The sequence below is a fragment of the Bradyrhizobium jicamae genome, from assembly GCF_018130215.1.
Classification (GTDB): domain Bacteria; phylum Pseudomonadota; class Alphaproteobacteria; order Rhizobiales; family Xanthobacteraceae; genus Bradyrhizobium; species Bradyrhizobium jicamae_A.
In genome coordinates, this window is record NZ_JAFCKQ010000011.1 from 146,223 (window position 1) to 166,331 (window position 20,109).

General features: G+C 64.9%; 22 protein-coding genes. 14 read left to right on the top strand and 8 right to left on the bottom strand.

What is annotated here, in order from left to right; all coding sequences use genetic code 11:
* Nucleotide 1: 1 nt before the first annotated feature.
* The gene (locus JQ586_RS15510; protein ID WP_212395445.1) at nucleotides 2-328 is read right to left on the bottom strand and encodes a GrlR family regulatory protein; all 327 of its coding nucleotides are present in this window, start codon (nucleotides 326-328) and stop codon (nucleotides 2-4) included.
* Nucleotides 329-474: 146 nt separating this feature from the next.
* Complete coding sequence (locus tag JQ586_RS15515; RefSeq protein WP_212395446.1) at nucleotides 475-1,698, bottom strand: alpha/beta hydrolase; 1,224 nt, start codon at nucleotides 1,696-1,698, stop codon at nucleotides 475-477.
* A gap of 355 nt (nucleotides 1,699-2,053) precedes the next feature.
* On the opposite strand from JQ586_RS15515, the gene JQ586_RS15520 reads away from it, so the two are divergent.
* Together JQ586_RS15520 and JQ586_RS15525 are read left to right on the top strand one after the other, a co-directional pair.
* Nucleotides 2,054-3,418: an APC family permease gene (locus JQ586_RS15520; protein ID WP_212395480.1), complete on the top strand. Its 1,365-nt coding sequence runs from the start codon at nucleotides 2,054-2,056 to the stop codon at nucleotides 3,416-3,418.
* A gap of 3 nt (nucleotides 3,419-3,421) precedes the next feature.
* Entirely contained in the window at nucleotides 3,422-4,657 is a 1,236-nt protein-coding gene (locus JQ586_RS15525) for a hypothetical protein (protein WP_212395447.1), read from the top strand.
* 18 nt (nucleotides 4,658-4,675) lie between these two features.
* On the opposite strand, the gene JQ586_RS15530 is transcribed toward JQ586_RS15525, so the two are convergent.
* Together JQ586_RS15530 and yidD are read right to left on the bottom strand one after the other, a co-directional pair.
* The gene (locus tag JQ586_RS15530) at nucleotides 4,676-4,843 is read right to left on the bottom strand and encodes a hypothetical protein (protein WP_212395448.1); all 168 of its coding nucleotides are present in this window, start codon (nucleotides 4,841-4,843) and stop codon (nucleotides 4,676-4,678) included.
* A gap of 94 nt (nucleotides 4,844-4,937) precedes the next feature.
* A complete protein-coding gene (gene yidD / locus JQ586_RS15535) occupies nucleotides 4,938-5,249 on the bottom strand; it encodes a membrane protein insertion efficiency factor YidD (protein WP_212395449.1) in 312 nt (103 codons plus the stop codon).
* Nucleotides 5,250-5,530: 281 nt separating this feature from the next.
* Between yidD and JQ586_RS15540 the strand changes: the two genes are divergently transcribed.
* Complete coding sequence (locus tag JQ586_RS15540) at nucleotides 5,531-6,445, top strand: hypothetical protein (protein WP_212395450.1); 915 nt, start codon at nucleotides 5,531-5,533, stop codon at nucleotides 6,443-6,445.
* A 31-nt stretch (nucleotides 6,446-6,476) separates the two neighbouring features.
* Here the strand turns inward: JQ586_RS15540 and JQ586_RS15545 are convergent, their stop codons facing one another.
* Nucleotides 6,477-6,923 (bottom strand): iron-sulfur cluster assembly scaffold protein, encoded by a 447-nt coding sequence (locus tag JQ586_RS15545; protein WP_212395451.1) that lies wholly within the window; start codon nucleotides 6,921-6,923, stop codon nucleotides 6,477-6,479.
* A gap of 240 nt (nucleotides 6,924-7,163) precedes the next feature.
* On the opposite strand from JQ586_RS15545, the gene folE reads away from it, so the two are divergent.
* The 10 genes from folE (at nucleotide 7,164) to JQ586_RS15595 (ending at nucleotide 15,951) form a co-directional block, all read left to right on the top strand.
* The gene (gene folE / locus JQ586_RS15550; RefSeq protein ID WP_212395452.1) at nucleotides 7,164-7,844 is read left to right on the top strand and encodes a GTP cyclohydrolase I FolE; all 681 of its coding nucleotides are present in this window, start codon (nucleotides 7,164-7,166) and stop codon (nucleotides 7,842-7,844) included.
* 28 nt (nucleotides 7,845-7,872) lie between these two features.
* Nucleotides 7,873-8,301, top strand: a complete 429-nt coding sequence (gene hisI, locus JQ586_RS15555; protein WP_212395453.1) for a phosphoribosyl-AMP cyclohydrolase — start codon at nucleotides 7,873-7,875, stop codon at nucleotides 8,299-8,301.
* Between the two features lie 198 nt (nucleotides 8,302-8,499).
* Nucleotides 8,500-9,111, top strand: coding sequence for a c-type cytochrome (locus tag JQ586_RS15560; protein WP_212395454.1), 612 nt, complete (start codon nucleotides 8,500-8,502; stop codon nucleotides 9,109-9,111).
* A 13-nt stretch (nucleotides 9,112-9,124) separates the two neighbouring features.
* Nucleotides 9,125-10,375, top strand: a complete 1,251-nt coding sequence (locus tag JQ586_RS15565) for a cytochrome c (protein WP_212395455.1) — start codon at nucleotides 9,125-9,127, stop codon at nucleotides 10,373-10,375.
* Nucleotides 10,376-10,385: 10 nt separating this feature from the next.
* Nucleotides 10,386-10,565 carry a hypothetical protein gene (locus JQ586_RS15570; protein WP_212395456.1) on the top strand — a complete coding sequence of 60 codons (180 nt, stop codon included), beginning with the start codon at nucleotides 10,386-10,388 and terminating at the stop codon, nucleotides 10,563-10,565.
* The gene (locus JQ586_RS15575; RefSeq protein WP_212395457.1) at nucleotides 10,565-11,128 is read left to right on the top strand and encodes a cytochrome C oxidase subunit II; all 564 of its coding nucleotides are present in this window, start codon (nucleotides 10,565-10,567) and stop codon (nucleotides 11,126-11,128) included. The genes JQ586_RS15570 and JQ586_RS15575 overlap by 1 nt, the downstream gene beginning before the upstream one ends.
* Nucleotides 11,118-12,743: a b(o/a)3-type cytochrome-c oxidase subunit 1 gene (locus tag JQ586_RS15580; protein WP_212395458.1), complete on the top strand. Its 1,626-nt coding sequence runs from the start codon at nucleotides 11,118-11,120 to the stop codon at nucleotides 12,741-12,743. Before JQ586_RS15575 ends, JQ586_RS15580 begins: the two co-directional genes overlap by 11 nt.
* Nucleotides 12,740-13,531, top strand: a complete 792-nt coding sequence (locus JQ586_RS15585; protein WP_212395459.1) for a c-type cytochrome — start codon at nucleotides 12,740-12,742, stop codon at nucleotides 13,529-13,531. Before JQ586_RS15580 ends, JQ586_RS15585 begins: the two co-directional genes overlap by 4 nt.
* 92 nt (nucleotides 13,532-13,623) lie before the next feature.
* Nucleotides 13,624-14,628, top strand: a complete 1,005-nt coding sequence (locus JQ586_RS15590) for a transglycosylase SLT domain-containing protein (protein ID WP_212395460.1) — start codon at nucleotides 13,624-13,626, stop codon at nucleotides 14,626-14,628.
* A 144-nt stretch (nucleotides 14,629-14,772) separates the two neighbouring features.
* Nucleotides 14,773-15,951, top strand: a complete 1,179-nt coding sequence (locus JQ586_RS15595) for a DUF2336 domain-containing protein (protein WP_212395461.1) — start codon at nucleotides 14,773-14,775, stop codon at nucleotides 15,949-15,951.
* Between the two features lie 51 nt (nucleotides 15,952-16,002).
* Here the strand turns inward: JQ586_RS15595 and JQ586_RS15600 are convergent, their stop codons facing one another.
* From JQ586_RS15600 to JQ586_RS15610, 3 genes are all read right to left on the bottom strand, one after another.
* Nucleotides 16,003-16,581: an Hpt domain-containing protein gene (locus JQ586_RS15600; RefSeq protein WP_212395462.1), complete on the bottom strand. Its 579-nt coding sequence runs from the start codon at nucleotides 16,579-16,581 to the stop codon at nucleotides 16,003-16,005.
* A 9-nt stretch (nucleotides 16,582-16,590) separates the two neighbouring features.
* A complete protein-coding gene (locus tag JQ586_RS15605; protein ID WP_212395463.1) occupies nucleotides 16,591-17,136 on the bottom strand; it encodes a response regulator in 546 nt (181 codons plus the stop codon).
* 102 nt (nucleotides 17,137-17,238) lie between these two features.
* Nucleotides 17,239-18,018: an NAD kinase gene (locus JQ586_RS15610; protein WP_212395464.1), complete on the bottom strand. Its 780-nt coding sequence runs from the start codon at nucleotides 18,016-18,018 to the stop codon at nucleotides 17,239-17,241.
* A gap of 159 nt (nucleotides 18,019-18,177) precedes the next feature.
* On the opposite strand from JQ586_RS15610, the gene JQ586_RS15615 reads away from it, so the two are divergent.
* On the top strand, nucleotides 18,178-19,800 hold the full coding sequence (locus JQ586_RS15615; RefSeq protein ID WP_212395465.1) for a S10 family peptidase: 1,623 nt from the start codon (nucleotides 18,178-18,180) through the stop codon (nucleotides 19,798-19,800).
* Nucleotides 19,801-20,109: the final 309 nt, after the last annotated feature.

Below are 20,109 nucleotides of genomic sequence, written 5' to 3' on the forward strand. Positions count from 1 at the left end.
ATCAGTCGGCGATCCGCGTCAGCACCGCCTTGAAGTGCACGCCCGGCAGCTGCAGGGCCTCGCCCTCGAAGTCGACCATGTTGCCGCTCTCGCTGCCCTTCAGCATCAGCGTGATCATGTCGGTGCCGAACAGCGGCCGGAAGGCCGGGTCCGGATTATGCCGCTGGGTCGAGACCTTCGCGTGAAGCCCGTCGCCCCGGTCGGAATAGTTGCCGACGAACGCAAACGCCGAGTTGCCGCCGCGCAGCTTGCCGTTGATCGCGTAAACCACGCCGGTCCCGGTGCCGTGAACGGTGTGAAATTCGAGCTTGTAAAGACCTTCCTGCAATGCCCCATCCCCAATAAGAGTCCAGTCCTAATGTGTGCACCCTAGAGGGCATACGTTGCGCCAACAACGCTGCGCGGCAACAATCACGCGACCATCAACATCACAATTTTTTACGGGATCCGGGAATCTTCGGGGCAATGCGCCGCTTAGCGGCTCGCTTGCGCCGGAACACTCGCCAGGCGCAGCGCCGGCGTCGCCGCCATCTTGGTCAGCACTTCCTTGATGGGAAATTCGGTCCAGGCCTGGGTCACGTAGCTGCGATGGGTGATGCCGTCGCGCGTCTGCACGAATACGACGCTGCCCGGACGCAGCGGCCCATCCATGCTTTCGCTGACGGCGATCCCCTTGTTGCGGAGCATCGACATCAGCTCGCGGTCATGCGGCCTGGTGTAATGGGTGTAGGAGCTGACGAAGAAACCGCTGCGGTTGTTCTCGATCCAGGATGCGAACTTGTCGAGCTCGCCGTAGACGGCATCGAGCAGCAGGACGCCGCGAACCCGGCTGGTGGCGCCGCCGACATCGAGGCTCCATGCGGTCGGCAGGAAGCCGCCGCTGTAGCCGACGAGCACCACCGGCATGCTGGCGAAGGCCTGCGCGGATTTCGGGTCGCCATAGAGACGGGCGAGGTGGCCTGCGGATTCGTCGAGGAAGCGCTTCAAGCCGCCCGGCTGCCAGAACTTGCCGGCGCTGGAGTCGGCCGCATCGACAGCCATTTGCGGCGCCAGCAGCACGGCGTTGACCCCGGAATCGGTGATCTGCTGCGGCACCAGCTGACGGTCGCGCACGTCGCGCTCCAGCGTCGCGCCGTTGCCGTGGAAGAACACCACGATCACGCCCGGCTTGTTGATGTCGAACGATTCGGGGACGTGCATCAGCACGCGGCTGTCATTGTAGGTTTCGTTCTGCCAGTAGACGCGGCCGCCATAGCTGCGGTGGCCGCGGTGGTCGCCGCTGCCGACGTTGAGGAAGGGCGCGTCGGTGCGCGGGTTGTTGCCGAAATAGGGGAAGGCGGATGATTTCAAGCTGACCAGCGTGGTCAGCTCCTCGCGCTCGGTCGGTTGCGGGAGCGTCAGGGTTGGTGAGATCGACGCCACGCGGACCGGCGAGGGCGCGGGTTTCTGCGGTGCCGGGGCGGCGGCCGCTGTGCGCTGGTACGGGACGAGGCTTTCCTTCTCGGTCGGGAAGCGGTCCTTGAATTGCGGCGCCGGGAAGCGATCCTCGAACGTGTCGCCCGCCGGCTGAGTGTTGGCCGCCAGCATGTCGGCGTTCGGCGCCTTGCCGCATTGGGCCAGTGGGATGGCGAGCAGGATGCAGGCGGCTGTGATCCAGCGGGACTGGGCCCGCGCGTGAACGTGCGAGCAGGGTGCCATCACCCTGCTCACACGTTCATGACTGGCCAGTTTCGGTTTTCCCCCGACCATCCCCACCCGTTGCCTCGAACTCGCCGGCAAACGACTTATTTGAGCTTGGCAGTATTTAGGTGTCGTTAAGTGTCCGGAGCGTTTCCCCACATCCGGAGGGCATCAGCAGACCACCCAATCGTGTCTTGATTGTGGGAGGGCAATCCGTTTTCGAAACGTCAGTAGTGGCCAGGGCATGAATTTGGTATTATGATACTCCCTTAGATCCCTGTTTAAACCATTGTTAAGGCTGCTTGAATTGGGCGCAATCAGCCTGCACCATGGCGGCGCTCAGGCGTACGGCGGTTTTGAAGGTACGGTCGAGATGGCGGCATCACCCATGGGAAGCGCGGCATTGCGCGGCCCGCTTCCCGGCACCGGCTCGACTGTTTCGGTCCTGACGGCAACTGCAATCGTCGTGGCCGACATGGTCGGCGTCGGCGTGTTCACGAGCCTCGGCTTCCAGGTCAAGGACATCCCGTCGGGCTTCTCGATCCTCCTGCTTTGGGCCGTTGGCGGGATCGTCGCATTGTGCGGCGTGTTCTCCTATGGCGAACTCGGCGCCATGTTTCCGCGCTCGAGCGGCGAATACAATTTCCTCGGCCGGGCTTATCATCCGGCCTTCGGCTTTCTGGCCGGGTGGGTGTCGGCCACTGTCGGCTTCGCCGCGCCGGTTGCGCTCGCGGCGATGGCGTTCGGCGAATACGGCCGCGCGATCCTGCCTGACGCACCGCCGCTTGCGCTCGCCGTCGGCGTGGTGTGGCTGGTGTCGATCGTGCAGCTCACGGGCGTCAGGCACTCCTCGACGTTCCAGCTGCTTGCGACCATCCTGAAGGTGGTGCTGATCGTGGCTTTCCTGGTGGCGGGGTTTGCGATCGCAACCCCGCAGCCGGTGTCGTTTGCGCCGTCATCGGCCGCCCTGGGGCAGGTGCTCAGTGCGCCATTCGCGATCAGCCTGGTGTTCGTGATGTACTCGTTCTCCGGCTGGAACGCCGCGACCTACATCATCGGCGAGATGCGCTTGCCCGAGCGCAACCTGCCGCGGGCGATGCTGTCGGGCACGCTGATCGTGCTGGTGCTCTACCTCGCGCTCAACGCGGTGTTCCTGCACTCGGCGCCGATCGACAAGCTTGCCGGCCAGCTCGATGTCGCCCGCATCTCCGGCAGCTATATCTTCGGCGAGGTCGGCGGCCGCGTCGTCGGCGCGATGATCTGCGTCGGGCTGATCTCCTCGATCAGCGCAATGATGTGGATCGGACCGCGCGTGATGATGACGATGGGGGAGGACATCCCGGCGCTGCAGCTGTTCGCGCGCCGCTCGACCAGCGGCGCGCCGGCCTACGCCATCCTGTTCCAGCTTACGGTCGCGAGCCTGCTGCTGTTCACGCGCAGTTTCGAAGCGGTGCTCGACTTCATCCAGTTCGCCCTGCTGTTCTGCTCGTTCTTCACGGTCGCGGGAGTGATCAAGCTGCGCATCACGCATCCCGAGCTGCCGAGGCCCTATCGCGCCTGGGGATACCCGGTCACCCCCGCGGTTTTCCTGCTCGTGACCGGTTTCATGATGTACTATCTTTTGACGCAACGCCCGCTGCAGTCGGCGCTTGGCACTTTGATCATGATATCAGGCCTTTTGATCTATGCGATCTTCCGCAAGCGGCCCGATCATCCCGCGACCGAAACGCCCGGGTAGCAAATGAGAATATCATTGTCGGTCACGACGTTGACGCTGGCGGCGGCGCTGCTGGTCGCGGCCATCATGCCGGTGCGCGCCGCAGAGGTGACGGTCAACGACACCGCGCGCTTTCTCGCCGGCATGCAGCCGTCGGCGGATTCGCCCTTGCTGCCATTGACCAAGGATCCGAGCTGGCAACGTCACGCCAGATTCTTCGACGGCGCTTTCGCGCAGCTCGAGCAGCGGCAATTGTCGAGGATCCGCGCCTGGTCCGACACCAATCTCGCCGCGCCCAAGCCGACCATGTTCTACATGTTCTCGGGTCCGGATTTCCTCTACGCCAACGCGTTCTACCCCAAGGCCACGACCTACGTGCTGAGCGCGCTGGAGCCGCCGGGCGCCGTGCCCGATCTCAGCAGGCTGCCGCGCGGCGCCGTCAACAACGCGCTCTACAGCGTCGAGCGCTCGCTCGGGTCGATCCTGAGCTTCTCGTTCTTCATCACCAAGCAGATGAAGGTCGACCTGCACGCCGGTGAGGTCAGCGGCACCTTGCCGATCCTCTATGTCTTCCTCGCGCGCTCGGGCATGACGGTCCGCGACGTCAAGCCGGTCACGATCGACGGGAGCGGCACGCTCGCCGTCGGTGCCGATGGAGCCGCGCGCAACGCGGTGCATGGCACCAGGATCACCTTCGCGGGCTCCGACGGGGTCGAGAAGACGCTGTATTACTTCTCGACCGATCTCTCCAATTCCGGCGTCAAGTCGAGCGGCTTCCTGAAGTTCTGCGCGACGCTCGCCCCCGGCAACAGCCTTATCAAGAGCGCCTCCTATCTCCTGCACGCCGGAAATTTCTCGACGGTGCGCAACTTCATCCTCGCCAGGAGCGCGACCATCATCCAGGACGATTCAGGAATTCCGCTGGGCGACTACGGAGCGAAGAAGTGGCGGTTCTTCCCGTTCGGCCACTATCTCGGTCCGATCGACAAATTCCCGGGTCGCTATCAGCAGTCCTATGCCGAATTGTTCCGCCGCGCGCAGCCGATCGATTTCGGCATCGGCTATCGCTGGCGTACCCGGGAAACCAACCTGCTGCTTTCGGTACGGTTGCCCGACGACGGAACGGGCACCGCAGAGGCGACAACGCCGGCCGCAGAGCCGGAGACCGCACCCGCGATGCCGCCAAAACCGCGGCCACGCAGGCCCCGTCCGCCACCTCTGCCGCCGCCACCGCCCGGCTATTACTGGTTCTGGCGCTAACGGACCGCGCTCAGTACCTCACCACCTCACGGTCTGGCTCGGCACGATGAATGCCGTGGTGTTGGGCTTGCTGGGGCGATATTCGAAGTAACCGTAGGCGGCAACGATCACGACGAGCAGGCCCAGAATGGCGAGCAGATCGATCTGCCGGGGATCATGACCGTTGTGGCTGATTTTCCAGCGCATTGTTGTTTCCTCCCCAGAGGGGGACAATGAAACAATGCGGCAGGTCGGCCACAGTTCCGCGAGTCGGCAATGCTCGCGCGCGGCGCAGCGAGGTTTAACCTGCATTGACGCCGCGCCAGCGGCCATAGCGCCAGGGCAGGTACCAGCGCGCGCCGGGCGGCGACACCATCGGCACGTTGTCGATCCCGGAAGTGCCCCAGGGCTGGCAACGCAGCAGCCGGGCCAGCGTCATCCATCCGCCGGCCCACAGCCCGAAGCGCTCGATCGCCTCATCGCCATAAACCGAGCAGGTCGGCAAATGGCGGCAGTTGTATCCGACCAGCGGCGACAGCGTGTGCCGATAGATCCAGATCAGACCGCGGCCGAAATTGCGCGGCAAGCGGCGCGTGAGGCTGGCACACTCCATGCATTGATGAGAGCGTGACGTTGAATGGTCTGTCGGGTGCATACGAACTGCAATGTACGTAGTCTTGCGGGGGTTCCAAGCCAGGGAACTCAATCTTTGCAGATATTTACGCCACAGTTCGCATTTATCGCACTGCGCCAATGGCGCATATGCAGGGGTGCTATGGACGGTCCGGGTCGGCAGGGTTACCGTTTCGACGACGCTGCAATGACAGAATCATTGCGCGTCGACATGGGGCCGTTGCCGCCGCTCGTATCAGAGGCTCGGGGGAAGGAACCACTTTGAAGCTCGTGAGGTCGCTTTCATTGCGCGGCTGGGCGTTTCTTGGCGCCTTCGGTCTTTGCTTCGCATCTCCCGGCACCGTTGCGACGCTGGGCAACTCGGCGCAGGCAAGCGCCAGCCTTGAAGAACGCAAGCTGCCGATGAAGTTCAGCTGGATTGCGTGCCAGCCGAACTGCAGGGGCTGGGTGTCCGCGGTCGGCGTCATCACCGCCGACAGTCCGAAGGAGTTCGACGATTTCGCACGCGGGCGCCAGCTCAAGGGTGCCACCATCGTGCTCGACTCCAGCGGCGGCTCGGTCAACGACGCGATCGCGCTCGGCCGCCGCTTCCGCAGCCTCGGCGCGCTGACGACCGTCGGCACCAGCATTGTCAGCCAGACCGCGCAGGGCCAGCGCGCCAGCGTCATGCCGGAAGCCTATTGCGAGTCGATGTGCGTGTTCCTGCTGCTGTCGGGCCAGGCACGCTATGTCCCGCAGGTGGCCCATGTCCGCGTCCACCAGATCTGGATGGGCGATCGCGCCGATGATGCCAAGGCGGCCAGTTACAACGCGCAGGATCTCATGATCGTCGAGCGCGATATCGGCCGTCTCGCCAAATACACCTTCGACATGGGCGGCACGGGCGACCTGCTGTCGCTGGCGCTCAGCGTGCCGCCATGGGAAGAGCTGCACGAATTGTCGTCGGCCGAATTGCGGCTGACCAATCTCGTCACCACCGATTCCGCTACCGACGTGCTGCCGCGGCAGGATGAGATTCCCGTCGCCGAGGCCAAGCCAAAGTCGAAGGATCGCTTCCTGAGCAGCGCGATCGAGGGCGAAGCGCAAATGCAGACCGCGAAGGCGACCAAGACGGCGGAGGCGCTGGCTCCAACCGGCGGCACGGCGACGCCGGCGGCAGTTCAACCGGCACAATAAGCAGCCGCATTTTCTGTGTCTTGAGACGACCTTACGCCGGCAACTTCGCCTTGGCCTCGATCTGCCCGATCGCATCGACCACCGCGTCGAAGGTCAGCAGGGTCGAGGCATGGCGTGCCTTGTAGTCGCGCACCGGCTCGAGCAGTGCGATGTCCGCCCATTTGCCGCCCTGCGGCGGCTGGCCGTTCTCCTTGAGCATCTTGCGCACGGTCTCACGCAATGTGCGCAGCTCATCGGCCGTCGATCCGACCACGTGGCTTGCCATGATCGAGGAGGAGGCCTGGCCGAGCGCGCAGGCCTTCACGTCATGGGCGAAGTCGGTCACGACGGGGCCATCCATCTTGAGGTCGACCTTCACCGTCGAACCGCACAGTTTCGAATGGGCCGTGGCACTGGCGTCCGGCTCGGCCAGTCTGCCGAGACGCGGAATATTGCCGGCCAACTCGATGATCCGCTTGTTGTAAATGTCGTTCAGCATGAGGGCAGGGGCCTGGTTCCGGCGACGCCGGGCGCTCTTGGCGGCTGGGTTTCATCGTCCTATATATGAACGGCGCTGGCGGAAATACAGCCCGACCATGCTGCCGCTGCGGCCCGATTTCGGCGCTGCGGTGTTGGGACAAAGGGACTCAGGCGCCCGGCGGTTCGAAAATCCGCCCCGTCTGCCCGGTGACACCTCCGGCCCAGCGGCTAATGCCAGGGACGGTCGAACGGAGAAGACATGGACGCCTTGATCAAATCGATTCGCCCCGGCAAGCCATCCGACGCGAAGCCCGCCGAATTGGACCCGTCCGAGTTCATGGCTGCGGCCGTCCGCGCCGACCAGCTGCGGCCGTCGCGCGCCGAGGCCGAGGAGGCGGTGAAGACGCTGCTCAGCTATATCGGCGAGGACACCGGCCGCGAGGGTCTGCTCGACACGCCGCGGCGCGTCGTCGAGGCCTATGACGAGCTCTATCAGGGCTATCACCAGTGCCCGGCCGAGGTGCTGAACCGCACGTTCGGCGAGACCGCCGGCTACGACGACTTCGTGCTCGTCCGCGACATCGAGTTCACCTCGCAGTGCGAGCATCACATGATGCCGTTCTACGGCAAGGCGCATATCGCCTACACTCCGGTGGAGCGGGTCGTCGGCCTGTCCAAGCTGGCGCGGCTGACCGACATCTTCGCCCGCCGGCTGCAGACGCAGGAGCATCTCACCGCGCAGGTCGCGGCTGCGATCGACGAGATCCTCAAACCCCGCGGCGTTGCCGTCCTGATCGAGGCCGAGCATACCTGCATGTCGGTACGCGGTGTCGCCAAGCACGGCGCTTCGACGTTCACCAGCCGCTTCACCGGCATGTTCCGCGACAATCCGGCGGAGCAGCAGCGCTTCCTGTCCCTGGTGCGAGGACCGAACCGGTAACCTCGCGTGTTCTCGAGCGAGGCTTTCCGTGTCCACATCGACCCACGATCACGAGCGCGAGGAGGGGCTGGCGTTCCAGCCCAGATTTGACGCGTCGGGCCTTGTGACCTGCGTCGCGACCGATGCCGCGTCCGGCGACGTGCTGATGGTCGCGCACATGAACGACGAGGCCCTTCGCAAGACGATCGCGACGGGCGAGGCCTGGTATTTCAGCCGCTCGCGCAATGCGTTGTGGCGAAAAGGTGAAACCTCAGGTCAGACCCAGCGCGTGGTCGAGATGCGCACCGATTGTGATCAGGACGCGGTGTGGATTCGCGTCGAGCAGATCGGCGCGGCCTGCCACACCGGGCGGCGCTCGTGCTTCTATCGCGCCGTGCGGGGGGAGGGTGGCGAGATCAGCCTGTCCCTTGTCGATGCCGAGCGGCTGTTCGATCCGGCACAGATCTATCGCAAATAGACGTTTGATCTGGATCAATTGAGACGCGCCGGAATGCGTGTCTGGTACCCCATGCTGCACCGCGTGCAAGCAATTGCACATCGAGGCGCTGGGGGATGATCGGTGACGCTTCGTCTGGTATCGCTTTTCGCGTTTCTTGTCTGGGTTGCGTTGCCGTTCGGGGCGGCGCAATCGCAAACGGAGCGGGCGCCCGATACGATGGCTGCCCGTGTTCTCGCCTGCGCATCCTGTCACGGCGCCGACGGCGAAGGCACCAGTGACGTATATTTCCCGCGCCTTGCCGGCAAGCCAGCGGGATATCTCTACAACCAGTTGATCGCGTTCAGGGACGGGCGGCGGAAATATCCGCCGATGAATTATCTTCTGGACTTCCAGACCGACGATTACCTGAAGAAGATCGCGGAGCATTTTGCCTCGCTCCGACCGGCGTTCCCGCCGCCGTCCCCTCCAACCGACAGCAAGGAGATTCTGGCGCGTGGCGAGTCGATCGTGAAGAACGGGGACCCGCAGCACGGCATTCCGCCCTGCTCGGCTTGCCACGGTCCTACATTGGGCGGCATGGAGCCGGGCATTCCGGGACTGCTCGGCCTGCGTGCAGCCTATATCAGCGGCCAGCTCGGCGGATGGCGCTACGGCACCCGGACCGCCATCGCGCCCGATTGCATGCAGATCGTTGCGAGCCTGCTGACCGAGGACGATGTGAAGGCGGTTGCGGCCTATCTGTCGTCACGTCCAGCGCCGGCCGACCCGTCCTTCGCGCCGCATGGAAGCCTCGCGATGCCGCTTGAATGCGGCAGCGAACCGCACTGAAGGGATCGTGCCGATGTCGCGAACCTCAACGGGACTGCTTGCCGGGCTTGCGCTGGCGCTGTCGGCGGTCACTGCGCTCGCGCAGCAGAAGGCGGCCGATCCAGCCGTGATCGCCAAGGGCGAGTATCTGGCCCGCGCCGGGGACTGCATCGCCTGCCACACCGCGCGCGAGGGCAAGACCTTCGCGGGCGGTCTGGCGATGAAGACGCCATTCGGCACGCTCTACACGTCCAACATCACGCCCGATCCGCAGACCGGCATCGGCATGTGGACCTCCGATCAGTTCTACCAGATGATGCATAACGGCCGCTTCCCGGACGGCGGACTGGTCTATCCGGCGATGCCGTTTGCCTCCTACACCAAGGTGACGCGCGAGGACAGCGATGCGATCTACGCTTACCTGCGCACGGTGCCGCCGGTGAAGCAGCTCAACCAGCCGCATGATCTCACTTTCCCGTTCAACAACCGCTCGCTGATCCTCGGATGGCGCACCCTGTTCTTCAAGGAAGGCGAGTTCCGGCCGGACCCAAGCAAGTCGGCTGAGTGGAACAGGGGCGCGTATCTGGTCGAAGGCCTCGGCCATTGCGGCATGTGTCACACCGCGATCAACGCGCTCGGCGGCAGTTCGCAGTCGCAGGCCTTCGAGGGCGGCTTGATCCCGATGCAGAACTGGTACGCACCGTCGCTGACTTCGAACAAGGAGGCGGGGCTCGGCGATTGGACGATCGAGGAGATTGTCGACTACCTACGCAAAGGCGTCGCCGCCAAGGGCGCAGTCTACGGGCCGATGGCTGAAGTCGTCTACAACAGCCTGCAATATCTCAATGACGAGGATGTCCGCGCGATGGCGATCTACCTGAAGGGCCTCGCGCAAGGCACGTCGCCCGAGAAGCCGGCGGCGTCGTTGCCGTCAGCGGAAAGCAGCCTGCTGCTCTCGTTGGGCAAGCAGCTCTACGACCGGGAATGCGCGAGCTGCCATGGCGCCAGCGGGCAGGGCATGCCACCGGACTATCCGCCGCTCGCCGGAAATCAGTCGATCCAGATGGTCTCCGCGGTCAACGCGATCCGCATGGTGCTCAATGGCGGCTACCCGCCGGGCACAGCAGGCAATCCCATGCCTTACGGCATGCCGCCGTTCGCCCATCGTCTCTCGGATGACGAAGTCGCGGCGGTTGTGACCTTCATCAGGACGTCGTGGGGCAACCGCGGCGAGCCGGTGTCGGCGCGCCAGGCCAATGAACTGCGTGCGGCAACGCTGAACTAGGGAGGCGATGATGATCAATTCACCCTCGCCGCAATCGCCGACCAACGGATCGGAAGACCAGGCGGTCGAAACCATTGTCCGCGCCGGTCCCGGCGGCGCGGTCGCGGTCGCGGGCATCGCGACAGCGATCGTGATCGGGCTCTGGTTCGCATTCTACCTGTTCGTGTTCCTGCCGCGGAGCGCGGGCTGATGACGACCGACACCGAACACAGCCTTGGCGAAGCCGTCGCGCAGCGGATCGAACGACGCTGGGCGACGCTTTCGATCGTTATCGTCGGCCTGTTGGTCGGCATGGCCGCGTATATCGGCATCCATCAGGCGACGATGCCGCAGGGCCGCGTCGAGACCGCCGATCCGAGGACGCTGCATATCTCGGGCGAGTTTATCGAGAGCAATCTCGGCAGCGCGGTGGAAGCCGACGGCTCCGTCACGGTGCGAGCGATCGGCCAGCAGTATTCCTTTACGCCGCAATGTGTCGTGGTCCCGGCGGAGACGCCGATCACCTTCCGGGCCACCAGCGCCGACGTCGTGCACGGCTTCCTGATCGAGGGCACCAACATCAATACAATGCTGGTGCCGGGCTATGTCTCGGAGCTTCCGGTGCGCTTCAAGGCGTCCGGCGAGCACGTGATGCCGTGCCAGGAATTCTGCGGCATCGGCCATCAGGGGATGTGGGGCAAGGTCAAGGTGGTCGACAAGGCCGCGTTCCTCAACATGGCGGCGGCAAAGCGGAGGCTGACCTGTGTTGACTAACAAGCGGCTGATCCTCGCGCACTTCTGGCTCGCCTTCATCGTGTTTGCCGTGGCGCTGGTGCTCGGCGCCTGGCAGATGTTCGTGCGCAGTCCGCTGAATGCCTGGCATATCAATCCGGAGCTCTACTACCGTTCGGTCACGGCGCATGGCTCGGCTATGGGATACGTCTTTCCAACCCTGATCGCTATGGGGTTCGGCTACGCGATTACGGAGGCTTCGCTGGAGAAGCCGCTGGTTGGCCGGAGCTGGGCCTGGGCCGGCTTCCTGCTGGTCGCCGCCGGAGCGGTTGTCGCGATGGTTCCGGTGTCGCTCGGATTGGCTTCGGTGCTTTACACCTTCTATCCGCCGATGATCGGCAATCCCTTCTACTACATCGGCGTCGTCATGGTCGTGGTCGGCTCATGGATATGGGTCGCGCTGATGTCGATCAACTTTGTGGCCTGGAAGCGTGAAAATCCGGGCAAGCCGGTGCCGCTCGCCATGTTCGCCAACGTGGCCGGCTCGCTGCTCTGGGGATGGACCGCAGTCGGCGCTGCGCTGGAAATCCTGTTCCAGATCCTGCCGGTGGCGCTGGGGCTCAGGTCCAGCATCGACGCCGGGCTGGCGCGGGTGTTCTTCTCCTGGACCCTGCATGCGATCGTCTATTTCTGGCTCATGCCGACATACATCGCCTATTACACCATCTTCCCGCGCGCGATCGGCGGCCGGCTCTATAGCGATGCGATGGCGCGGATCTCCTTCATCCTGTTCGTGGTCGTTGCGATGCCGATCGGGGTTCATCATCTGTTTGCCGATCCGCAGGTCGGTGCCGGCTTCAAGTTCATGCACTCGGTCTTCACCGGCCTTGTCGCGCTGCCGACGTTGCTCACGGTGTTCACGATCTGCGCGTCCGCCGAGATCGCAAGCCGTCTGCGCGGCGGGCGCGGGGCGTTCGGCTGGATCAAGGCGCTACCATGGTCCAATCCGATCATGCTGGCGACCGCGCTCTCGCTGGTCATGCTCGGATTTGGCGGTGCCGGCGGGTTGATCAACATGAGCTACCAGCTCGACACCACGGTGCACAATACGCAGTGGATCACCGGCCATTTCCACCTGATCTTCGGCGGCGCCATCGTGATCATGTATTTCGCGATCGCCTATGATCTGTGGCCGCATCTGACCGGCCGTGCACTGGAAAGCTTCGGGCTGATGCGCACACAGCTCTGGCTGTGGTTCATCGGCATGATTGTCACCACGTTCCCGTGGCACTATGTCGGCGTCCTCGGCATGCCGCGCCGGATGGCCTTCTATGATTATGCCAATCCTGCAATCTCTCCGGAGGCCTTCTCGGTCGCGATGTCGGCAGTCGGTGGCCTGATCCTGCTGATCTCAGGCGCGCTGTTCCTGTTGGTGCTGGTTCGCGGACAATTGGGCGCGAGAGGCGAGGCGGACGCCTATCGTTTCGCTGTGCCGCTGCACATGCCGGTGCGGATTCCCGCCGCGCTCAATTCGTTCGGCCTGTGGCTTGCGCTGATGGTCGGCCTCACGGTGGTGAACTACGGCTTCCCGATCGCGCAGCTGATCGCGCTCAACGAGACCAGCGTACCGGCGGTCTATGTCGGAGTTGGCCGATGACGGATCAATCGCTGTTTTCGCTCCGCAATCCCTGGTTCAGCGCTGGCGTCGGCATCACCGGAGCAATCGTAGTGCTGTCGGCGGTCGCAGGCCTGATCTGGCTGCCCTTGATGCAACCCGACCTGAAGCTCGTCGGCATCTGGGACGCGATCTGCAGCGCGGCCGGCGTGCCACGTGCGGCCGGGCCGGGTGCATCCATCAAGCCGGATTTCAAGACATCGAATGTCGAGATGACGTCGGAAATGCTGACCCAGGCCGATCAAGTCTCGATCGGGCGAGGCGCGACGCTCGCGCAACGTTGCGCCATCTGTCATGGACCACAGGGAGTAAGCGACGCCAACTCGCCAAACCTCGCCGGGCAGTTCGCCGCGGTGACCTACAAGGAGCTGAACGACTTCAAGGCCGGCGCCCGGGTCAACGTGGTGATGAGCCCGTTCGCGGCCGCGATGACCGACCAGGACATGAAGGACGTCGCCGCCTATTACGCCTATCTGCCGCGGGTGCCCTCGAAGAGTCTCGACACGGCGCTGCCGGCCCCGGCCATCGTCGCGACGGGCGCGCCGATGCGAAACATCCCGCCCTGCGGCTCGTGCCATGGCGACATCGACAACAAGGCCGGCAGCCCCTGGCTCGGCGGCCAGTCGGAGGTGTACATCAAGGCGCAGTTGCAGGCCTTCGCTTCGGGCGGTCGGCGCAACGATATCAGCCAGCAGATGCGCAACATCGCCCGCCAGATGACGTCGGACGAGATCGACCAGGCTGCGCGCTACTACGCGGCACAGCCCTGAGGCGGTGCGCCTTAAGAAACCGTTAACCATAAATGCGGCAGTGTGGCCGGACGTGGGTGCCGATTGCCGGCGCCCGGCAAGGCACCGGACAGATGTCGGTCGACACAATCAATGCCTCGGCGACGGCAGGTGTCGATCCCTCACGCCTGAAGATCGCGAACTCGATCAAGCAGGCGGCCTCCAGCACCGGCACCAGCTTCGAATATCTGCTCACGACAGCGAAGATGGAGTCCAATTTCAACCCGCAGGCCGGCGCCACGACCTCGTCCGCACACGGGCTCTATCAGTTCATCGACCAGACCTGGCTCGGCACCGTCAAGGAGGCCGGCGGCCAGCTTGGCTACGGCAATTATGCCGACGCGATCACCAAGAATTCCGACGGCAGCTATTCGGTCAGCGATCCCGCCGCGCGCAGCGCGATCATGAAGATGCGCGATGATCCGAATGCGGCGTCGTCGATGGCGGCTGCGCTGACCCAGTCCAACAGCTTCAAGCTCACCGGTCAGATCGGCCGTCGCCCGACCGACGCCGAGCTCTACATGGCCCACTTCATGGGCGTCGGCGGCGCCGCCAGGTTGATCTCGAGCGCCGAGGACAGTCCAAGCGCCAATGCTGCGGCGATGTTTCCGAAGGCGGCCGCCGCCAATCAGTCGATCTTCTATGACAGGTCCGGCAGCGCCCGCACTGTCTCGCAGGTCTATTCAAACCTGACCACGCGCTATGCGGCAGCCGCGAGTTCGAAGGACACGCAGACCGCGTTCGCGGCGGCGGGCGGCGACACCATGGCTCCCTATGCCGTCGCCAACGCGACGCCGACACCCGCGCTGACCATGGACACCGCATCCTATCTCTCGACGTTCCCGGATGCGCGATCGGTCTCGCCGGCTGCCGCGACCTCGCAAACCAGCGCATCGGCGCAGCAGGCGCCGTTCCGCTCCCTGTTCCAGGTCGGCGATCGCGCGCAGCCGATCTCGCCGACGGTGCAGGAACTATGGGGCAGTTCCTCATCGACGAATGCGGCAGTGGTGCCGTCGGGCCGCGCGGTCGGCCGGCTCGATTTGTTCAGCGATCCCTCGGGCACCTATAGCAGCGGCTAGCGGCGTTGCCGGCCGGGGCCATGTTAACGATACGTCAATATTCCCAAACGTTTATGGTGAACCCTTTGTTAAGCGTCATGGTTTATTTTTCCTTCCAGTGGCATCGGGCCCCGATGCCGTTTCGTTGCGTAAGCCGGAAGGACCATGATCGTTCGGCAGTTCATTAGTTGGATTAGGACCGCTCCGGCAGGCGAGCGGGCAGAGGCGACGCGGGCACTGGCGCGGGCCTGGCTCATTTCGGACCTCAGCGCGGACGATCGCACCGCTGCCGAGGGCGCACTGCTGATGCTGCTCGACGACCCGTCGCCGCTGGTCCGCCAGGCAATGGCCGAGGTGTTCGCGCGCAGCGCGGAGGCGCCGGCTGCGATCGTTCAGGCGCTCTCGGCCGACCAGCCTTCGATCGCGCTGCCGGTGCTGGAGCATTCCCCGCTTCTGATCGATGCCGACCTCGTCGACATCGTCGCGACCGGTTCCGACGAGATGCAGTGCGCGATCGCGCGCCGCATCAACCTGCCGGCCTCCGTCGCCGCCGCGATCGCCGAGGTCGGAACGGCAGCGGCCGCGCTCGAACTGATCGAGAATCCCTATGCCGGGCTCGCGCCATTCTCCTGGGACCGCATCGTCGAGCGGCACGGCCATCTCGCGGCCATCAGGGAATCGATGCTGCAGCTGGAAGATCTGCCGTCCGCGACGCGGATGGCGCTGGTGGAGAAGCTCTCCGACACGCTGGCGCAGTTCGTCGTGGCGCGGAACTGGCTCGGCGCCGACCGGGCGGAGCGCGTCGCCAATGATGCGCGCGAGCGCTCGACCGTGAACATCGCGGCACGATCCGGCGGCGAGGACATGCGGAAGCTGATCACCCATTTGCGCGCCACCGGGCAGCTGACCGCCGGGCTGATCCTGCGCGCGCTGCTGTCCGGCAATCTCGACCTGTTCGCCACGGCGCTGAGCGAACTGTCCGGACTGCCTTACGCGCGCGTCTCCGCGCTTCTCAACGATCGCGGCGGTGCCGGCCTGCAGGCGCTGCTGCGGCGCGCGGGCCTGCCCGAGACCACCTACGCTGCGTTCCGTGTCGCGCTCGAGGCTACCCACGAGATCGGCTATGTCGACACCGGCGACGGCGCAGCGCGGCTGCACCGGCGCATGGTGGAGCGGGTGCTGACCCATTGCGAGACCGACCGTTCGGCGGCCGAACCCCTGCTGATCCTGCTGCGCCGCTTCGCGACCGAATCGGCGCGCGAGGATGCGCGGATGTTCTGCAAAGAGCTGGCCGCGGAAGACGCGGTGATGCCGCTGCCTTACGACGACCTGATCGCGGCCTAGGTCGCATTCCAGCGACAGACGGAAGCGGCTGCCGCAACCGCGGCGGCCGCTTTATTCGTTCGGCACGATGCTCGGCGCCATGACGGCCTCGAGATGCTCGGGCCGTTCGCGATTGGCGTGGATCAGGAATTCGTCGGTGATGCCGCGCAATTGCTTGCTCAGCGCGCCGGCAACGACCGCGCTGTCGAGCTTGGTGCGGCCGCGCACGATGGCCTGCACGGCGTTGATGTGGTGGGCGATCAGTTCCGTCGGCACCGCGTCGAGGTCGGGTGCATGCTCGATGATACGGCACAGGCTGTCGGCCGCGGCCGCCGCCGAGGGATAGCCGAAGGTCGCGGCATCGCCCTTGATGTCGTGGGCGGCGCGAAACAGCTCCTCGCGCGTCTCGTTGTTGAAGCCGCCTTGCTTGACCGCTTCGTAGGCGGCGGAGAGGCGGTCGGCCTCGACCGTCATCCACGCCTTGAACTCGCCCGACAGCCCGGCAAGCGCCTTCTCGGCGCGCCCGACCGGATCGTCGAGGTCGCTCTCGGGCACCCGCAGCAGCGCGCTGCGCAGCGGATTGGGCTGCGTGATCACGTGATGCGTGCCGAAGCTCTTGACCTCGATCGTCCCGGGTTTGTCTTTCGCCATGGCGATGTCCTAGATGCTCGAACGAGCCTTCTCGAGCAGCGACGGCTGCTGCATCACTTCCACCTCGCCGCTGCCGCGGCGCTCGGGGCCGATATAGGTGTTGGTGGTGTTGCGGCGGCGGTCGGGGCCGAAATAGGTCTTGGTCTTGATGAACGGGCGCGGATTGGCGACCACGTTGAGGATGCGCTGGTAGAGGCCCTTGGCCGAGATCGGCTTGGCCAGAAACTCGGTGACGCCGGCGTCGCGCGCCACCGTCACCCGGCGCTTCTCGGAATGCCCGGTCAGCATGATGATCGGCGCGTAGGGATTGCCCTTGGATTCCGGCTGCCGGATCATCTGCGCCAGCTCGAGCCCGTCGAAGATCGGCATCGACCAGTCGGTGATGACGATGTCGGGCACGTAATGGGTGTACATTTCGAGCGCGGTGGCGCCGTCCTCGGACTCGTAGACCTCGCGCGCGCCGAACGAATGCAGCAGCGTGCGCAGGATGCGGCGCATGTGCGGATTGTCGTCGCAAATCAGAAATCGCAGCTTGTTGAAGTCGATGCGATACATGGTCCGGTCCCGAAAGGGCATACCGGCGAGGGGCGGCATTACCCGAAATTAACCATATGCCGCCCGGGGTTAATGTTTGGTTGCCGGAAGGGGCCGCAGCGATCAATGGCCGAACTGCTCGCGCAGGATCCGCTCTTCCAGCGAGTGGCCGGGGTCGAACAGCATCCGCATCGCGATGGTCTTGTCGGACAGCACCTCGACGCGGCGGACGTCGCGGACCTCGTCATGGTCGGCAACCGCCGCCACCGGGCGCTTTTCCTCCTCGAGCACCTCGATCACGACGAAGGCTGAATTCGGCAGCAGCGCGCCGCGCCAGCGCCGCGGCCGGAACGCGCTGATCGGCGTCAGCGCCAGCAGCGCCGCGTTGATCGGCAGGATCGGCCCCTGGGCGGAGAGGTTGTAGGCGGTCGATCCGGCCGGCGTCGCCACCAGGATGCCGTCGGCCATCAGCTCGGCCATCCGCTCATGCTCGTCGATCAGGATACGCAGCTTCGCCACCTGGTAGGTCTGCCGGAACAGCGCGACCTCGTTGATGGCATGATGCAGGTGCACGGTGCCGTTGATGTCGGTGGCGCGCATCAGGAGCGGATTGATCAGCGACTCCCGCGCCGCCGCAAGGCGCGTGCGCAGATCGTGCGTCGAATATTCGTTCATCAGGAAGCCGACGGTGCCGCGGTGCATGCCGTAGATCGGCTTTCCCGTGCGCATGTTGGCGTGCAGCGTCTGCAGCATCAGTCCGTCACCGCCGAGCGCGACCACGACGTCGGCGTTGGCGGCCGCGTGATTGCCGTACAATGTGGTGAGCTGCTCGAGCGCTGCCTGCGCTTCCGCGCTGGCGCTGGCGACGAAGGAGATCTTGTCATACCGCTTGGAGCTGGACATCGCTCACGAACTCGTTTGGCACGGAATACGCCGCGCTCGTCTATACATCCGAAGCGGCCTTGTCGAGATGGTCCCGGATGGTCCCACGTCTTGCCGGCGTCGCCAAGCTATCGCAATTTGCGGTTCGAATGCGCAGCAGTGGCGCAGGGAGTGAACGACATGGCTAACAGTTTTGCGACACGGCTCGCCGCGGCGCTGCTCGTGGCGTGCCTTGCGACCGCGGCGCGGGCCGAGGACGAGGCCCCGCAGCCGTCGCCGTCGCCGAGCATGCAGGCCCAGGGCAGTCCCCAAGGCAGTCCCCAAGGCAGTCCCCAAGGGGCTCAACAAGGCGCTCAACAAGCCGGCCAGAAGGGGCGGGCAGGGCGCGGCGAGGCCGCCCCCGGCGCCAGTGCCACCCCATCCGCCGCCGAGCAGCATCGCCTGCCGCCGGACCAGACCACCAAGCAAACGGTTGCGTTGCCCGGCCGCACGCTCGCCTTCACCGCGACCGCAGGCTCGATCCGGGTGTTCGACGAAAAGGGCGAGCCGCTCGCCGACATCGCCTATACGTCCTACGCTCTCGACGGCGCCGAGAAGGCGAACCGTCCGGTGACCTTCCTGTTCAACGGCGGCCCCGGATCGTCGTCGGCCTGGCTGCAATTCGGCAATGTCGGGCCGTGGCGGCTTCCGTTCGAAGGCGCGGTGTCCTCGGCGTCGCCCGACCTGACGCCGAACACGGACACCTGGCTCGACTTCACCGATCTCGTCTTCATCGATCCCGTCGGAACCGGATACAGCCGCTTCGTCACGACGGCCGAGGACGCCCGCAAGCGCTTCTTCACGGTCGATGGCGACGCCAATTCGATCGCGCTGGTGATCCGCCGCTGGCTGGAGAAGTACGACCGGCTGCCGTCGCCGAAATACGTCGTCGGCGAAAGCTATGGCGGCATTCGCGGGCCCAAGGTCGTGCGCGACCTGCAGATGCAGCAGGGCGTCGGCCCGCGCGGCCTGGTCCTGATCTCGCCGGTGCTCGACTTCCGCGACTATGCCGGTTCCAGCATCCTGCAATATGTCGCGAGCCTGCCGACCATGACCGCGGTGGCGCGGCAGGCCAAGGGGCCGGTGACGCGCGAGGATCTCGCCGACGTCGAACATTATGCGCGCACCGACTTCCTGCTCGACCTGATCAGGGGCCAGGCCGATGCCGAGGCCACTGCGCGGCTGGCGGACAAGGTCGCGAGCCTCACCGGTATCGATCCGGCGGTGAGCCGCCGGCTCGCCGGCCGTTTCGACATCGGTGAATTCCGCCGCGAGTTCGATCGCAAGAACGGCAAGGTGACGGGGCGCTATGATGCGTCGGTCGAAGGTTTCGATCCCTATCCCGATTCCAGCTACTTCCACTTCAACGATCCCTCCGGCGATTCCCTGATGGCGCCGCTGACGAGTGCGGCCGTCGATCTCACCACGCGCAAGCTGAACTGGCGGCCGGACGGCTCCTATCAATTGCTCAGCGAGAGCGTGAACAAGGCCTGGGATTTCGGCCACGGCATCAATCCGGCGGAGTCGGTGACGCAGCTTCGCCAGGCGCTGGCGCTCGATCCCAAATTGAAGCTGCTGATCGGCCACGGCCTGTTCGACCTGGCAACGCCGTATCTCGCGACCAGGATCGCGCTCGACCAGCTGCCGGCCTTCGCGGGCTCCGACCGCACCAGACTCGTGGTCTATCCGGGCGGCCACATGTTCTATTCCCGCGACGGCTCGCGCCAGGCCTTCCGCAAGGAGGTCGAGGCGCTGATGAAGTGAGGCTCCGGCGGAGATGACGTGAGCAGGTGAGCCGCACACGCCTGGACCGGTACGACACCGAGTTTGCGGTGCGCGCCGGTCACCTAAGCGTTCGTATTCTCGCGACATGATTTGTCCGAGCTTTGCTTCTCGTTTCGCCCTCTCCTTGAACGGAGGGCGCAGGGAAAGCCGGGTGCCGATCGCACCCATGGGCCCCGTGCAATGTAGAAAGCACGGGGGTAGGACCACAGGTGTAACCGGAAACAACCCGGCTTTCCCTGCGCGATGGGTTACGGCTTATACGTGCTCGCCCCGGCGAGACTGGGCTTT

Bases quoted from the DNA above. Each gene is read 5' to 3' on its own strand.
- JQ586_RS15515 (WP_212395446.1), bottom strand. From the start codon at position 1,698: ATGGCACCCTGCTCGCACGTTCACGCGCGGGCCCAGTCCCGCTGGATC.
- JQ586_RS15520 (WP_212395480.1), top strand. From the start codon at position 2,054: ATGGCGGCATCACCCATGGGAAGCGCGGCATTGCGCGGCCCGCTTCCC.
- JQ586_RS15525 (WP_212395447.1), top strand. From the start codon at position 3,422: ATGAGAATATCATTGTCGGTCACGACGTTGACGCTGGCGGCGGCGCTG.
- JQ586_RS15530 (WP_212395448.1), bottom strand. From the start codon at position 4,843: ATGCGCTGGAAAATCAGCCACAACGGTCATGATCCCCGGCAGATCGAT.
- yidD (WP_212395449.1), bottom strand. From the start codon at position 5,249: ATGGAGTGTGCCAGCCTCACGCGCCGCTTGCCGCGCAATTTCGGCCGC.
- JQ586_RS15545 (WP_212395451.1), bottom strand. From the start codon at position 6,923: ATGCTGAACGACATTTACAACAAGCGGATCATCGAGTTGGCCGGCAAT.
- folE (WP_212395452.1), top strand. From the start codon at position 7,164: ATGGACGCCTTGATCAAATCGATTCGCCCCGGCAAGCCATCCGACGCG.
- JQ586_RS15560 (WP_212395454.1), top strand. From the start codon at position 8,500: ATGGCTGCCCGTGTTCTCGCCTGCGCATCCTGTCACGGCGCCGACGGC.
- JQ586_RS15565 (WP_212395455.1), top strand. From the start codon at position 9,125: ATGTCGCGAACCTCAACGGGACTGCTTGCCGGGCTTGCGCTGGCGCTG.
- JQ586_RS15570 (WP_212395456.1), top strand. From the start codon at position 10,386: ATGATCAATTCACCCTCGCCGCAATCGCCGACCAACGGATCGGAAGAC.
- JQ586_RS15575 (WP_212395457.1), top strand. From the start codon at position 10,565: ATGACGACCGACACCGAACACAGCCTTGGCGAAGCCGTCGCGCAGCGG.
- JQ586_RS15585 (WP_212395459.1), top strand. From the start codon at position 12,740: ATGACGGATCAATCGCTGTTTTCGCTCCGCAATCCCTGGTTCAGCGCT.
- JQ586_RS15590 (WP_212395460.1), top strand. From the start codon at position 13,624: ATGTCGGTCGACACAATCAATGCCTCGGCGACGGCAGGTGTCGATCCC.
- JQ586_RS15595 (WP_212395461.1), top strand. From the start codon at position 14,773: ATGATCGTTCGGCAGTTCATTAGTTGGATTAGGACCGCTCCGGCAGGC.
- JQ586_RS15600 (WP_212395462.1), bottom strand. From the start codon at position 16,581: ATGGCGAAAGACAAACCCGGGACGATCGAGGTCAAGAGCTTCGGCACG.
- JQ586_RS15605 (WP_212395463.1), bottom strand. From the start codon at position 17,136: ATGTATCGCATCGACTTCAACAAGCTGCGATTTCTGATTTGCGACGAC.
- JQ586_RS15610 (WP_212395464.1), bottom strand. From the start codon at position 18,018: ATGTCCAGCTCCAAGCGGTATGACAAGATCTCCTTCGTCGCCAGCGCC.
- JQ586_RS15615 (WP_212395465.1), top strand. From the start codon at position 18,178: ATGGCTAACAGTTTTGCGACACGGCTCGCCGCGGCGCTGCTCGTGGCG.